Below are 14,308 nucleotides of genomic sequence, written 5' to 3'. Positions count from 1 at the left end.
GACGTGAGCACCCAGAGCCTGCCCCTGCGCCGAGACGAGGCCACCGCCCGTGCCGGTCTGCTGAACATCGAGGACTACGACGTACGTCTCGACCTGGCCTCCCACGAGGAGACCTTCCACTCGGTGACGACGATCCGGTTCACCTCGAAGGGCGGGCCGACGTTCGTCGACCTGAAGCCGGTCTCGGTCGAGCGGATCAGCCTCAACGGGGCCGCTGTCGACCCGGCCACGCTCGCCAAGGGGCGTCTCCCGATCAACACCGACGAGGGCCTGAACGAGCTCGTCGTCGAGGCCACCATGCCGTTCCGCAACGACGGCGAGGGGCTGCACCGCAGCGTCGACCCGGCCGACGGACGGGCCTACGTCTACGGGATGTGCTTCATGGACGCCGCCCCGACGATCTTCGCCTGCTTCGACCAGCCCGACCTGAAGGCGCCCTACACCTTCCACGTGACGGCGCCGCGCGACTGGACGGTGATCGGCAACGCTCCGGGCACCCAGACCGAGCCCGGGATCTGGGAGTTCGAGCGGAGCCAGCCGCTCTCGACGTACTTCGTCACGCTCGTCGCCGGCCCGTGGCACATGATCCACGACGAGCACGACGGGATCCCGCTGTCGCTGAGCTCGCGGCAGAGCATCGCCGCCGACCTCGACAAGGACGCCGAGGAGCTCTTCACGATCACCAAGCAGTGCTTCGACGAGTTCCACCGGCTCTTCGGCATCCGCTACCCGTTCGGCAACTACCACCAGGCGTTCGTGCCGGAGTTCAACGCCGGCGCGATGGAGAACCCGGGCTGCGTGACCTTCCGCGACCCGCTCGTCTTCACCTCGCGGGTCACCCGCGGCATGCGGATCCAGCGCGCCACCACGGTCGCCCACGAGATGGCCCACCAGTGGTTCGGCGACCTGGTCACGCCGCAATGGTGGGACGACCTGTGGCTCAACGAGTCCTTCGCCGAATACATGGGCAACCGGGTCACCGCCGAGGTGACGGAGTACGCCGACGCCTGGGCCGACATGTCCTACGCCCGCCGCCAATGGGGCCTGACCGCCGACCAGCGCGGCTCGACGCACTCGGTCGCCGGCAACGGTGCCGAGGACGCCGTCTCCGCGCTGCAGAACTTCGACGGGATCTCCTACTCCAAGGGCTCCGCGATCCTGCGCCAGCTCGCCGCGTCCCTGGGCGACGACGTCTTCTTCGCAGGTGCGATCGACCACTTCAACCGGCACCGGTTCGGCAACGCGACGATGCACGACCTGTTCGGCTCCTGGGATGCCGCCGCGGCCGAGGCGGGGGTCGAGTTCGACCTCGACACCTTCACCTCACAGTGGCTGCTCAAGGCCGGCCCGGACACGCTCTCGTGGGACCCGGCCAAGATGGTCGTCAACCGCAGCGCTCCGTCGCTGCACCCCGCCGATCGCTCCCACACCTTCCGCGCGGCGATCCTCAACGGCACCCAGTGGACCACCGAGGAGATCACGGTGAGCGGTGACCAGACGCCGCTCCAGGTGGCCGCCAACGCGGTCGTGCTCGATCCCTACGACGACACCTGGGCCGCGGCCATCCCCGACTGGGAGACGGTGCAGGCGCTCAAGGCGGCCCTCCCGGAGGTCACCGACGACGGTCTGCGCGCGGGCGTGTGGAACAACCTGCGCAGCGCCTGGTTCAACGCCGCGGTCGACCCGGCCGACGTCATCGACATCGCGGAGGCGTCGCTGCCGGTCGAGGACGTCGAGGACACCCCGAGGCGCACCATGCCGTGGCTCTTCGGCTCGGTGGTGCCGCTGGCGCCCGCCGGGGCGCGCGAGCGGCTCCACGAGGCCGCCCTCCGCAAGCTCGCCGAGGTCGCTCCCGGCTCCGAGCTGCAGCTGTCGTCCTACCGCGCGGCGATCCGCTCGGCGTCGTCCGAGTCGCTGCTGCGGGAATGGCTCGCCACTCCCCCGGCCGGGATCGAGACCGACCTCGACCTGCGCTGGCGCATCCTCGCCAAGCTCGCCGAGCAGGGCTTCGCCTCTCGTGAGGAGCTGCACGCCGCCTATGACGCCGAGCCCGCCAACGAGGCCCGCATCCATCTCAACGGCGCTCTGGTCAGCATCCCCGACGCGGAGGCGAAGGCGTACGGCTGGTCGGTGTTCACCGGCGAGACCGACCTGCCCAACTACGACATCCTGGCCGCCGGACGGGCGTTCTGGACCGGGCCGGCCGAGCTCACCGCGGGCTGCGTCGACCGCTACTTCGCCGAGCTTCCCGCCACCGCCGAGAAGCGCTCTGGCTGGAGCCTGGCCGAGGCCGCCGAGGCGTTCTTCCCGAGCGGCTCGGTGACCGAGGAGACCCTCGCTGCCGCGCGGGCGGTCATCGAGCTGGATCTCGACCCGGGCGTACGCCGCCGCGTGTCCGACGCGGCCGACAACCTGCAGCGGCAGCTGGCGATCAAGGTGACCTATCCCGCGTAGCCGAGGCTCCGGCGGTGAGTCGGGGGCAAGACTGTCCGTGCTCACCGATAGTTTTCGTTTCATGCGGATCCTGCACACCTCCGACTGGCACCTGGGCCGGTCCTTCCACCGGGAGGGCATGCTCGGGCACCAGGCGGCGTACGTCGACCATCTCCTCTCCGTGGTGGAGCAGGGATCCGTCGACGTGGTGTGCGTATCCGGCGATGTCTACGACCGGGCGCTTCCGCAGGTCGATGCGGTGCGGCTGGCCTCGGAGGCGCTCTCCCGGCTCGCGGCCTCGCGGGCGAAGGTCGTTATCACGAGTGGCAACCACGACTCGGCGCAGCGGCTCGGCTTCGGCTCCGAGCTGATCGACGCCGCCGGCATCTTCATCCGCACCGACCTGGCCGGAGTCGGCCGCCCGGTGATGCTCCCCGACGAGCACGGCGAGGTGGCCTTCTACGGTCTCCCCTACCTCGATCCCGACGCCGCCAGGGCGTCGTGGGGGCTGGAGTCGCGCTCCCACCAGGCGGCGCTCGGCGAGGCGATGAAGCGGGTCCGTGCCGACCTCGACCGCCGGGGTGGTCGCAGCGTGGTGATGGCCCACGCTTTCGTCACCGGCGCGGAGCCATCCGACTCCGAACGCGACATCTCCGTCGGTGGCGTGTCGATGGTGCCCGCCAGCCTCTTCGAGGACATCTCCTACGCCGCCCTCGGCCACCTCCACGGCCGCCACACGATCACCGACACGGTGCGCTACAGCGGCTCCCCGCTGGCCTACTCGTTCTCCGAGGCCAACCATCTCAAGGGGTCCTGGCTCATCGATCTCGACGAGTCCGGTTTCGTCGCCAGCGAGTTCGTGGAGGCGCCGGTCCCGCGCAAGCTGGCCAGGCTGCGAGGCACGCTCGAGGAGCTGCTGAGCGACCCCCGCCACGAGGTCCACGAGCAGTCGTGGCTGCAGGTCACCCTGACCGACCGGATCCGCCCGGCCCAGGCCATGGAGCGGCTGCGGAGACGGTTCCCGCACACCCTCGTGCTGGGCTTCGAGTCGACCGCGCCTGTCCTGGGTGCGCTCTCGCAGCCCGACCCGTCCCGGCCGCGGCGCGACATCGACCTGGTCACCGAGTTCGTGGCCGAGCTCCGCGGCGAGCCGGCGGCCAAGGCCGAGCTGGCTCTGCTGCAGACCGCCGTGGACGCCTGTTGCGAGGACCCCGAGGTCGACTCGCTCGACTCGCGCTCCGGCGTCGCCGAGGAAGAGGAGTGGCTCGAGGTGCTCTTCTGATGCGCCTTCACCACCTGGAGGTCGCCGCGTTCGGCCCGTTCACGGGCACGGTGAGCGTCGACTTCGACCAGCTCTCCGAGGCGGGGCTCTTCCTGCTCTCCGGCGCCACCGGCGCCGGGAAGACCAGCGTCCTGGACGCGGTCTGCTTCGCGCTCTACGGCGACGTCCCCGGTGACCGTTCGGTCGCGAAGCGGCTGCGCAGCGACCGGGCCCCGGCCGAGGTCGCCACGCGGGTCGTCCTGGAGGCGACGCTCGCCCAGCGACGCTTCCGGATCACTCGCTCCCCGTCGTGGGAGCGGCCCAAGCGGCGCGGCGCCGGCACGACGACCCAGCAGGCTTCCGTCGTGCTCATGGAGCAGGTCGGCGAGGAGTGGCACACCCTCACCACCCGCCTCGACGAGGCCGGCCACCTGGTCTCGGACCTCCTCGGCATGACGCTGACCCAGTTCGTGCAGGTCGCGATGCTTCCTCAGGGCCGCTTCCAGGCCTTCCTCCGCTCCAGCGCCGAGGAGCGCAAACGGCTGCTCGAGCGGCTCTTCCGCACCGAGCGTTTCGCCGATGTCGAGCGCTGGCTGCGGGAGCGCCGCGTCGAGCTCCGGCGGCGCTCCGAGGAGCTCAACGCCGGCGTGGCCGAGGTGGTCAGCCGGATCAGCGAGACCGCGGCCGTCACGCTCCCCGACGACTGGGACGTCCACGACCTCGGCCTCCCCGCCGGCGACGGCGCGATCGCCACCTGGGCCCGTGCGCTGGCCGAGGAGGCCACCGAGTCACAGGCCGTCACCTCCGGCGCCGCCATGGAGGCCCTGGCTGCGGAGTCGGAGACCCTCGCAGCGCTCGACGCCGCCCGGGCGATGGCCGAGAAGCAGCGCGGCCTCCGGGCAGCGGCCGCCGCCGAGAGCCGTCTCGTCGCCGCGGCCGAGGAGCAGGAGGAGCGCGTACGCCGCGTCGAGGCCGCCCAGCGGGCCGAGGCAGTGGCCGGGGTCAGCGAGCTCGCCGACCAGGCGCGGCGCGAGCACGCCCGAGCGACCTCGCTCGCCCCGAGCGACCTGACCCTGACCGATGCCAAGGCGGCGGTGGACCGGATCTCGGCCCGTCTCGCCCAGGCCCGTGCCCTGGTGCCGGTCCAGCAACGCCTGAGCGAGGTCACCCGCGAGCTCGCGGCCACCGGCACCCAGCAGGACCGGCTCCTCACCCAGACCCGCGAGCAGGCCCGGCTCGCCGAGGAGCTTCCGCAGCAGGCCGAGGCCCTCACCGCGGACCTGGCAGCGGCCACCGAGGCCGCTGCGGCGATCCCGGTGCTGCGTGCACAGGTCGCGGCGGTCACCGAGGTCGGCCGGCTGACCAGGGAGCTCGTCGACGCCCGCGCCAGGCACGAGGCGGCCAGGACGGCCGCCATGGAGGCGCGCACCCGCTATCTCGACGTACGCCAGGCCCGGCTGGACGGCATCGCGGCCGAGCTCGCCGGGGCGCTCGCGGTCGGCGCGGACTGCCCGGTGTGCGGCTCCCACGAGCACCCCCACAAGGCCTCCCCCGCCGACGGCGCCCCCGACGCGGCTGCCGAGAAGGCCGCTCAGTCGACCTACGACAACGCCAGCGCCGAGGAGCACGCCCGCGACCAGCACGTGCGCGACCTCACCACCCGTCTGCAGCTCGCCCAGGAGGCTGCTGGGGAGACCGACGAGCCGGCCGCGTCGATGGCCGAGCGCCTGGCCGGTCTGGAGCGCACCGCTGCCCGCGAGCCGAGCCTGCGCGCCGAGCTCACCGCCGTCGAAGAGGCCCGGGCCCGCTCGGCGACGCTCCGCGCCGAGCTCGAGACCCGCGCCGCCGAGCTCGACACCACCCTGCGTCACCTCACCGAGGAACGCGAGCGCCTCGAGGAGCAGCTGACCGACGTCCGCGGCGACCACCCGGATCTCGACGCCCTGCTCACCGCTCTCGAACGCGACCACCGCGCGGCGACCACGAGCCTCGAGCGCCTGGAAGCCGCCACCCGCGCCGCCGAGGCGCTCGCCGGGGCCGAGCGCACCCTCACCGCCACCGCGGTCCGGGCCGGCTTCGACACCCCCGAGAGCGCCCTCGCCGCGGCGCTACCACCGGAGCGGGTCGCGGCGCTGAACAGCCAGATCAAGACGTACGCCGACAGCCTGGCGGCCGCCCGGGCGACCCTCGACTCCCCCGGCGCCGCCGAGATCCTGGCCAACGAGGAGCCGGACCTGCCGGCGCTCGCCACCGCCCACCGCAAGGCCGCCGACGCCGCCGACTCAGCCCGTTCGGCGGCCGACACCGCCGCCAACCGGGCCGCCCGCCTCGACTCCCTGCAGCGCGACCTGACCGGCGCGCTCTCTGCCTGGGCGCCCGTACGCTCCGACCTCGAGGTCGCTGCCCGGATCGCCTCCTTCGCGGAGGGCAAGAGCAGTGACAACCAGCTCCAGATGAGTCTGTCGGCCTATGTCGTCGCCTACCGCCTCACCCAGGTCGTCGCCGCCGCCAACGAGCGGCTGGCGAAGATGAGCGACCAGCGCTACGCCCTGGAGCACTCCGCGGCCAAGGGCGCCGGCGACCGCCGCGGCGGTCTGGCGCTGATGGTCCGCGACGACTGGTCCGGCGAGTCGCGAGACCCCGCCACCCTGTCCGGCGGCGAGACCTTCGTGGTCTCGCTCGCCCTGGCCCTGGGCCTGGCCGACGTGATCATGAACGAGGCCGGCGGCCAGATGCTCGACACCCTGTTCGTCGACGAGGGCTTCGGCTCCCTCGACGCCGACACCCTCGATGACGTACTCGACGTCCTCGACACCCTCCGCGAGGGCGGTCGGATCATCGGCGTGGTCAGCCACGTCACCGAGATGCGCGAGCGGATCCCCACCCAGCTGGCCGTGGCCAAGGGCCGCGACGGCTCCACCCTCCACGTCGTCGGCGTCTGAGCGAAGAATTTACCCTCAGGACGAGAGTTATTACCCGCCAGTAGTTCCCCGGGAGTGACGTACGTCACTAGCCTGAGGCGGCTCCGCACCGCGGAAGCCGTCCCAGACCACCCGGAGGTTTCCGTGCCACGTCTCAGCACCCGTGTCGCCCAGGTCGCCGCGACCCTTCTCCTACCCGCGTCCCTGCTTTCCGCGACGACCTTGTTGGCCTCTCCAGCCCACGCCGACGGCCCCGGAAGCGGCGCACCGTGGATCGTCACCGTGGGTGACAGCTACGTCTCCGGCGAGGCCGGCCGCTGGGCCGGCAACAGCAACTCCGGCGAGTCGCTCGTCGATGCGGGCGGCAGCGCGACCTACTTCGACAACGCCGGCCACACCGCCGAGACGATCAACCGCTGCCACCGCAGCACGGCCGCCGAGGCGTACGTCGGCGGTGGCGTGAACGGGCTCAACCTGGCCTGCTCGGGCGCGAAGGTCGCCACGACCACGACCAGCGAGGGCTACTTCAAGCCCGGCATCGACTTCTACTCCAACGGCAGCAACCAGGGCCAGGCCCTCATGCTGCAGAGCTTCGCGGCGAGCCACAACGTCAAGGCGGTGACGATCGGCATCGGCGGCAACGACTTCAACTTCGCCGCCATCGTCACCCAGTGCGTACAGAACTTCCTGCTCTCGCCCTCCTGGGCCAAGGACTACTGCAAGGACGACGCGGTCGTCACCAGCGCCATGGCGGCCGGCAACGTCGCCGCGGTACGCGCCAGGATCGCCACCGCGTTCCAGAACGTGCGCACCGCCATGCGCAACGCGGGCTACGCGGACGGCGCCTGGACCCTGATCGTCCAGAACGTGCCCTCGCCGCTCGCGACCTCCTCGGTCTACCGCTACAGCGAGTCCGGCTACACCCGTCAGAACACCGGCGGCTGCGGCTTCTGGAACGCGGATGCCGACTACGCGTACAACACGATCCTGCCGACGATCAACAACGCGATCTCGGGTGCGGCGAGCGACTCCGGGCTGACCAACATCAAGAAGATCGACGTCACCGGCGCCTTCGCGGGCCGCCGGCTGTGCGAGAACACCGTGGGCCTTCTCGAGGAGAAGGGGCTGTCGAGCTGGCGGGCCTCTGGTGCGGTCGACCGCACCGAGTGGGTCAACCAGATCCGTACCGTCTCCACCGCGAGCGGCAACTACTACATCCAGGAGAGCCTGCACCCCAACTACTGGGGACAGCTCGCCCTGCGCAACTGCCTACGCCAGGCCTACAACGGCGGCGCGCCGAGGTCCGGCACGTGCACCCACGGCACCGGGCTCAACGCCAACGGCGAGCCGATCATGACCCTGAGCTGACCAAGACCTCGCCGAGTCGGCGCGTCATGACGCGCCGACTCGGCGATAACGTCACTCGGCGAAGGACTCCACCGGCGGGCAGGAGCAGACCAGGTTGCGGTCGCCGTAGGTGTTGTCGATGCGGGCCACCGGCGGCCAGTACTTGTCCGGGTCGATGCCGCGCGGGAAGACGGCCTCCTCGCGGGAGTACGCCCGGTCCCAGTCGCCGACGAGGGCACGAGAGGTGTGCGGGGCACCGCGCAGGACCGAGGTCTCAGCGGTCCACTCACCCGAGGCGACCCGGTCGATCTCGCCCTTGATCGCGATCATCGCGTCGATGAACCGGTCCAGCTCGCCGAGGTCCTCGGACTCGGTGGGCTCGACCATGAGCGTGCCGGCGACCGGGAAGGACATCGTCGGGGCGTGGAAGCCGTAGTCGATGAGCCGCTTGGCGACGTCGTCGACGGTGACACCGGTCTCCTTGGTGATCGGCCGCAGGTCGAGGATGCACTCGTGAGCGACCAGGCCGGTCTCGCCGCGGTAGAGCACCGGGAAGTGCTCGTTGAGGCGCGAGGCCACGTAGTTGGCCGACAGCACCGCGGCCGACGTCGCCCGGGTCAGACCCTCGGCGCCCATGAGCCGGACGTACGCCCACGAGATCGGCAGGATGCCGGCCGAGCCGTACGGAGCCGCCGAGATCGCGCCGATGCCCGAGCGCTTCGAGGTGTCCGGGTGCAGGGAGTGCGAGGGCAGGTAGGGCGCCAGGTGGGAGCGGACCGCGACCGGGCCGACGCCCGGACCGCCACCGCCGTGCGGGATGCAGAAGGTCTTGTGCAGGTTCAGGTGGGAGACGTCGCCACCGAACTCGCCGGGCTTGGCGTAGCCCAGGAGCGCGTTGAAGTTGGCGCCGTCGATGTAGACCTGACCGCCGGCCTCGTGCACCAGCGAGCACACCTCGGTGATGCCCTCCTCGTAGACCCCGTGGGTCGAGGGGTACGTCACCATGATCGCGGCGACGTTCTCGCCGTGGGCGTCCAGCTTCGCCCGCAGATCGTCGAGGTCGACGGTGCCGTCCTCGGACGACTTCACGACCTCCACCTTCATCCCGGCCATCACGGCCGAGGCGGCGTTGGTGCCGTGCGCGGAGGACGGCATCAGGCAGATCTTGCGGTGACCCTGGCCCTGCGCGTCCAGGTAGCCGCGGATCGCCATCAGGCCGGCGAACTCACCCTGCGAGCCGGCGTTCGGCTGGATGGAGACCTCGTCGTAGCCGGTGACCTCTGCCAGCCAGCCCTCCAGCTCACCGACCAGACGCGTGTAGCCGGCGGCGTCCTCGGCGGGCACGAACGGGTGCAGGTCGGCGAAGCCGGGCAGCGAGATCGGCTCCATCTCGGTGGTCGCGTTGAGCTTCATGGTGCACGAGCCGAGCGGGATCATGCCCTTGTCCAGCGCGTAGTCGCGCGCCGCCAGCTTGTGCAGGTAGCGCAGCATCTGGGTCTCGCTGTGGTGCGCGTTGAAGACCTCGTGGGTGAGGTAGTCGGTGGTGCGCAGCAGGCCGTCAGGCAGCGCGCTGGCCGTGGTGCGGTCGATCTCGTCCAGGTCCGCACCCGCGACGCCGAAGGCGTTGAGCACGGCCGACAGGGTCGAGCGAGTGGTCGCCTCCGAGGTCGAGATGCCGACGGTGTCGGCGTCCACGAGACGAAGATGTACGCCGAAACGGCGCGCCGCGGCCACGACATCTGCCGCCCGGCCGGGGACGGTGACACCCAGCGTGTCGAAGAACGTCTCCGAGACCAGGGGGAGCCCGGCCGACTTGAGCGCGGCGGCCAGGACGGCGGCGTAGCGGTGGGTCCGGGTCGCGATCGTCCGCAGCCCGTCGGGGCCGTGGTAGACGGCGTACATCGAAGCGCCGACGGCCAGCAGCACCTGCGCGGTGCAGATGTTGGAGGTCGCCTTCTCGCGGCGGATGTGCTGCTCGCGGGTCTGCAGTGCGAGACGGTACGCGGGCCGCCCCTCGGCATCGACGGAGACGCCGACGAGACGACCCGGCAGGTGCCGCTCGATCCCCTCGTGGACGGCCATGTAGCCGGCGTGCGGGCCGCCGTAGAAGAGCGGGATGCCGAAGCGCTGCGTCGAGCCGACGACGACGTCGGCGCCGAGGGTGCCGGGCGCCTCCAGGACGGTGAGCGCGAGCAGGTCGGCGGCGACGACGGCCAGCGCACCCCGCTCATGGGCGGCATCGATGACCGGCTTGAGGTCGGGGACGCCACCGGAGGCGCCGGGGTACTGCACCAGCACGCCGATCACGTCGCCCTCGGGCAGACCCTGCGAGAGGTCGGCCACGACGACCTCGAGGCCCATCGCCTCGGCGCGCACCTTCACGACCTCGATCGACTGCGGCAGGGCGTCGGCGTCGATGACGAACGGACCGGAGCCTTTGCGGTTGGCTCGGTGCACCAGCGCCAACGCCTCGGCGGCCGCGGTGCCCTCGTCCAGGAGCGAGGAGTTGGCCACCGGCAGGCCGGTCAGGTCGCCGACCATGGTCTGGAAGTTGATGAGCGCCTCGAGGCGGCCCTGGGAGATCTCGGGCTGGTAGGGCGTGTAGGCGGTGTACCAGCTCGGGTCCTCGAGCACGTTGCGACGGATCACCGGCGGCGTCACGGTGGCGTGGTAGCCGAGCCCGATCATCGCCTCGCCGGGCTTGTTGGAGGCTGCGATCTCCCGCGCCAGCGAGGCCACCTGCGCCTCGCTCAGCGCGGCCGGCAGGTCCAGCGACTCCACCGAGCGGATCCCGGCCGGGACGGCGGCGTCCATCATCGCTGCTACCGAGTCGTACCCGAGCCGCGCGAGCATGGTCGCCTCGTCGGCGGCCGAGAGTCCGACGTGGCGCGCCACGAACGGGGAGGCGGCGTCGAGCTCGGACAGAGTGGGCGTGTCGGACACAGTGGCTCCTGAGGGCATCTAAGACAACTCGTACGCCCTCCCCCTCTGTCACCGCACCTGCGCCGCTTCAGAGTTGCCTGGTCCGCACAGTCGTGGATGCCTGAGAGTTTCCGGGGAGGAATTGCCCCTTCGGCGCCCCTTCGAGAGGAGCTCTCCCGTGCGGGATGGTCAGCAACTCCAGCATAAACGACTAGACCCCGAGGCCCCGCCTCTGCGGGGACCTCGGGGTCTAGTGTTACGTGACGTTTACTACCCTGCGTTGCGCGCCGCGCGGCGGGCGGAGAGCTCGTCGGACATCGAGGCGACCTGCTCGCCGTCGTCGGTCGTACGCTCGCTGGGGAGCTCGGAGAGCGTGCCCTCGATCTCGCGCCAGACACCGCCGATGGCGATGCCGAAGACGCCCTGCCCGCCCTGGAGCAGGTCGATGACCTCGTCGTTGCTGGTGCACTCGTAGACCGAGGCGCCGTCGCTCATCAGGGTGACGCGGGTCAGGTCGTCGGTGCCCCGCTCACGCAGGTGCTGCACGGCAGCGCGGATCTGCTGCAGCGAGATGCCGGCGTCGAGGAGCCGCTTGATGACCTTGAGGATCAGGATGTCGCGGAAGGAGTAGAGCCGCTGAGTGCCGGAGCCGGTGGCGCCGCGCACACTCGGCTCGACGAGTCCGGTGCGTGCCCAGTAGTCGAGCTGGCGGTAGCTGATCCCCGCAGCGTTGCAGGCCGTCGGCCCGCGGTAACCGGTGTCGCTCGGCAGGGGCGAGACATCGTCGGTGAAGAGAAGGCCCTGCTCGTCAGCCTGCTCCGCCGCGCGTTGCGCGTCGTCGGCGCCGTGGCCGGGCTTCTGCTCGTGGTCGAACACGATGTCCTCCATCGTCTACTCCGTTGTGCGTAACTCCACTCGGGGAATGAACGGCTGCGGCGGGGGGACCACATCGTTGGAGTTACAACAGAGACAACTACAAGGTAAGCGCCGCAAGGGCCCTGGTCAAAGAACCCCCTCCGGCGTGTCGTCCGGGCTAACCCTCAAGTAGAGCCTGAGGCTTTCGGCACCTGACGGTCGCCACGAGGGCGGTCAGCACCAGGACGCCGGCCCCGGCGAGGAGAGATGCCTGCATCCCGGGAAGGGTGAGGATCCCGGACGCACCGGCCCCCAGACCACCGAAGACGGCGACCGCGATCGCGCCGCCCGTCTGCCGGAACGTGCTCAGCGCGCCGGTCGCGACACCCACGCGGGCGGGCTCGACCGCGTCGATCAGGTCGGCGGTGACGAGGGTGATCGCCAGCGCACCGCCGGTGGCGAGCGGGACGAGCAGCACCAGGACCAGCCAGACCGGCGTCGTCGTCGTCAGCGGGAGCAGGGCGAGCATTCCGACCGCGAGGATCAGCTGGCCGCCGACGATGAGCGGGCGCCGGCCCACGACGTACGCCAGGCGCGGCGCCACGACGTTGGCGCACGTGGTCATGGCCGCCGGGATGACGAACATCAGCCCCGCCTCGGCACCGCTCCAGCCCCGCACCTGCTGGTAGTAGAGGCCGAGCAGGAAGATCCCGCCGTAGAACCCGAAGTTGATCCCGAACCCGGAGACGAGCGCGACCGCGACCCTCCCCCGACCCACCAGCCCGAGCGGCAGCACCGGCGCCGCCGAGCGACGCTCCACCACGACGAAGGCAACGGCCGCCGAGACGGCTACCGCTGCCGCGAGCAGGGCGGGCGGGTGCCAGCCGGTGTGACCGGCCTCGATGACGGCGTACGTCAGCGCCGACAGCGCGAGCACGGCGAGCGCCTGGCCAGGGAGGTCGAGCGGTGCCCGCCGCCGTACCGCCCGGATCCGCAGACCGGCGAGCAGGGCGACGATGAGGATCCCGACCGGGACGTTGACCAGGAACACCCAGCGCCAGCCGGCGTACTCGCTCAGCAGGCCTCCGGCCACCGGCCCCAGCGCCATCGCCGCCGATCCGCCGATCGTCCACACGGCGATGGCCTGCCCTCGGGCCCGCGCGTCGTCGTACGCCACCCGGACCAGCGCCAGCGACGCCGGCATGACCAGCGCGGCGGCAGCACCCTGCAGCACCCGGGCCGCGATGAGCGCCGGCATCACCGGAGCGGCCGCGCAGGCCACGGAGGCGACGGTGAACAGCACCACCCCCAGGGCGTAGGCCCGGACCGGTCCGACCCGGTCGGTCACCGCGCCCGCCGAGAGCATCAGGGCGGCGAACATCAGCGTGTACGCATCCACGACCCACTGCAGACCAGCCATCCCGCCACCCAGGTCCCGGTGCAGGTAGGGCAGCGCGATGTTGACCGCGGAGACGTCGACGGTGATCACCGTGAAGCCCAGGAGCGCGGCGAGCAGAGCTCGAACGCTTCCGGCGGGCGCGGCTGCCGGACCTCTGCTCGGCACCTCTTGGGCTACTGCGGTCATCGTGCTCCTCCTCCAGGTCGTTGTCCCCGAAAGTCTGGTTGCGTCGCGCGCGCAGAGGCAGACCGCGCGATGCCGGGGTGTCACCAGGGGTGGGTGTGACACGGCCCCTCACGCGAGCCGGACCTGCGGCACACTGGTGGGGATGAGTGACATGGCTGCGACCGAGCTGGGGCGCTACCTGCGTGCCCGCCGGACACGGGTGACCCCGGAGGAGGCGGGCCTGCCCGCCGGCACCGGCGTGCGGCGTACGCCTGGGCTGCGGCGCGAGGAGCTTGCGGCGCTCGCCGGCGTCTCGGTGGACTACTACACCCGGCTCGAGCGCGGGCGGGAGACCAACCCGTCAGCGGCCGTCCTGGACTCGCTGGCTCGTACCCTGCGCTTGACCGGCGACGCCCATCAGCGCCTGCACGAGCTCGCCGAGGTCGCCTCGGGGCGCGTCAGCGTGCCCCAGGCGACGACCGACACCACCGTACGTCCCTCGGTGCTCGTCATGCTCGAGCAGCTCGGGCCGCTGCCGGCCTTCGTGTTCAGCAGGCACAACGACATCCTGGCCGCCAACCGGCCGGCCCGGCGGCTCTACCCGGGTCTGTGGGACGGGCCGCGGGAGCACCGGAACCTGACCCGCTACCTCTTCCTCGACCCGATCGGGCGGCACCTGCTCGACCCGTGGCACCAGACGGTCACCAGCTCGGTGGCCAACCTGCGGGCCGTCGGCGGCACCGACGTCGACTCACCCCGGCTCGCGGCACTGGTGGGCGAGCTGCTGCTCAAGTCGCCGGAGTTCGCCGCGATCTGGGAGCTCTACGACGTGTGTGAGCGCAGCGGCGGCACGAAGACCTTCGAGCATCCGCGGGTGGGCCGGATGACGCTCACCTACGAGGTGATGCAGCTGGCTCGCACCGGCGGTCAGCGCATGATCGTCTACCAGGCAGAGGCCGACACGGTCGACGAGAAGGCGATGCTCGCGCTCAGCGAGTGATCGTG

Annotated in this window: 8 protein-coding genes and 1 riboswitch; of the genes, 5 read left to right on the top strand and 3 right to left on the bottom strand. The window is 71.3% G+C overall.

The genetic code is table 11. The features are described 5' to 3' along the window. The first annotated feature begins 3 nt into the window (after positions 1-3). From pepN to ABT304_RS07065, 4 genes are all read left to right on the top strand, one after another. Complete coding sequence (gene pepN / locus ABT304_RS07080) at positions 4-2,454, top strand: aminopeptidase N (RefSeq protein ID WP_350713961.1); 2,451 nt, start codon at positions 4-6, stop codon at positions 2,452-2,454. A gap of 61 nt (positions 2,455-2,515) precedes the next feature. Next, complete coding sequence (locus tag ABT304_RS07075; protein WP_350713960.1) at positions 2,516-3,715, top strand: exonuclease SbcCD subunit D; 1,200 nt, start codon at positions 2,516-2,518, stop codon at positions 3,713-3,715. Beyond that, positions 3,715-6,636, top strand: coding sequence for an AAA family ATPase (locus ABT304_RS07070; RefSeq protein WP_350713959.1), 2,922 nt, complete (start codon positions 3,715-3,717; stop codon positions 6,634-6,636). Before ABT304_RS07075 ends, ABT304_RS07070 begins: the two co-directional genes overlap by 1 nt. A gap of 123 nt (positions 6,637-6,759) precedes the next feature. Next, positions 6,760-7,983 carry an SGNH/GDSL hydrolase family protein gene (locus ABT304_RS07065; protein ID WP_350713958.1) on the top strand — a complete coding sequence of 408 codons (1,224 nt, stop codon included), beginning with the start codon at positions 6,760-6,762 and terminating at the stop codon, positions 7,981-7,983. 51 nt (positions 7,984-8,034) lie between these two features. Here the strand turns inward: ABT304_RS07065 and gcvP are convergent, their stop codons facing one another. The 3 genes from gcvP to ABT304_RS07050 form a co-directional block, all read right to left on the bottom strand. Beyond that, positions 8,035-10,923, bottom strand: a complete 2,889-nt coding sequence (gene gcvP, locus ABT304_RS07060; protein ID WP_350713956.1) for an aminomethyl-transferring glycine dehydrogenase — start codon at positions 10,921-10,923, stop codon at positions 8,035-8,037. A 59-nt stretch (positions 10,924-10,982) separates the two neighbouring features. Beyond that, positions 10,983-11,073: riboswitch (glycine riboswitch) on the bottom strand. An 81-nt stretch (positions 11,074-11,154) separates the two neighbouring features. Then, positions 11,155-11,772, bottom strand: a complete 618-nt coding sequence (locus ABT304_RS07055; RefSeq protein WP_201451022.1) for a MerR family transcriptional regulator — start codon at positions 11,770-11,772, stop codon at positions 11,155-11,157. A 145-nt stretch (positions 11,773-11,917) separates the two neighbouring features. Continuing rightward, the gene (locus ABT304_RS07050) at positions 11,918-13,324 is read right to left on the bottom strand and encodes an MFS transporter (RefSeq protein WP_350713954.1); all 1,407 of its coding nucleotides are present in this window, start codon (positions 13,322-13,324) and stop codon (positions 11,918-11,920) included. Positions 13,325-13,466: 142 nt separating this feature from the next. On the opposite strand from ABT304_RS07050, the gene ABT304_RS07045 reads away from it, so the two are divergent. Continuing rightward, entirely contained in the window at positions 13,467-14,303 is an 837-nt protein-coding gene (locus ABT304_RS07045; protein ID WP_350713952.1) for a helix-turn-helix transcriptional regulator, read from the top strand. Positions 14,304-14,308: the final 5 nt, after the last annotated feature.

This window comes from Nocardioides sp. NPDC000445 (assembly GCF_040300245.1).
GTDB lineage: Bacteria > Actinomycetota > Actinomycetes > Propionibacteriales > Nocardioidaceae > Nocardioides.
Note: the sequence above shows the minus strand (reverse complement) of the source record. Positions and strands in the feature narration are given on the sequence as shown.

What these genes read in the sequence shown, in the direction of transcription:
- ABT304_RS07055 (WP_201451022.1), bottom strand. Translation starts at nt 11,772, where the DNA reads ATGGAGGACATCGTGTTCGACCACGAGCAGAAGCCCGGCCACGGCGCC.
- gcvP (WP_350713956.1), bottom strand. Translation starts at nt 10,923, where the DNA reads ATGCCCTCAGGAGCCACTGTGTCCGACACGCCCACTCTGTCCGAGCTC.
- ABT304_RS07070 (WP_350713959.1), top strand. Translation starts at nt 3,715, where the DNA reads ATGCGCCTTCACCACCTGGAGGTCGCCGCGTTCGGCCCGTTCACGGGC.
- ABT304_RS07045 (WP_350713952.1), top strand. Translation starts at nt 13,467, where the DNA reads ATGAGTGACATGGCTGCGACCGAGCTGGGGCGCTACCTGCGTGCCCGC.
- ABT304_RS07075 (WP_350713960.1), top strand. Translation starts at nt 2,516, where the DNA reads ATGCGGATCCTGCACACCTCCGACTGGCACCTGGGCCGGTCCTTCCAC.
- ABT304_RS07050 (WP_350713954.1), bottom strand. Translation starts at nt 13,324, where the DNA reads ATGACCGCAGTAGCCCAAGAGGTGCCGAGCAGAGGTCCGGCAGCCGCG.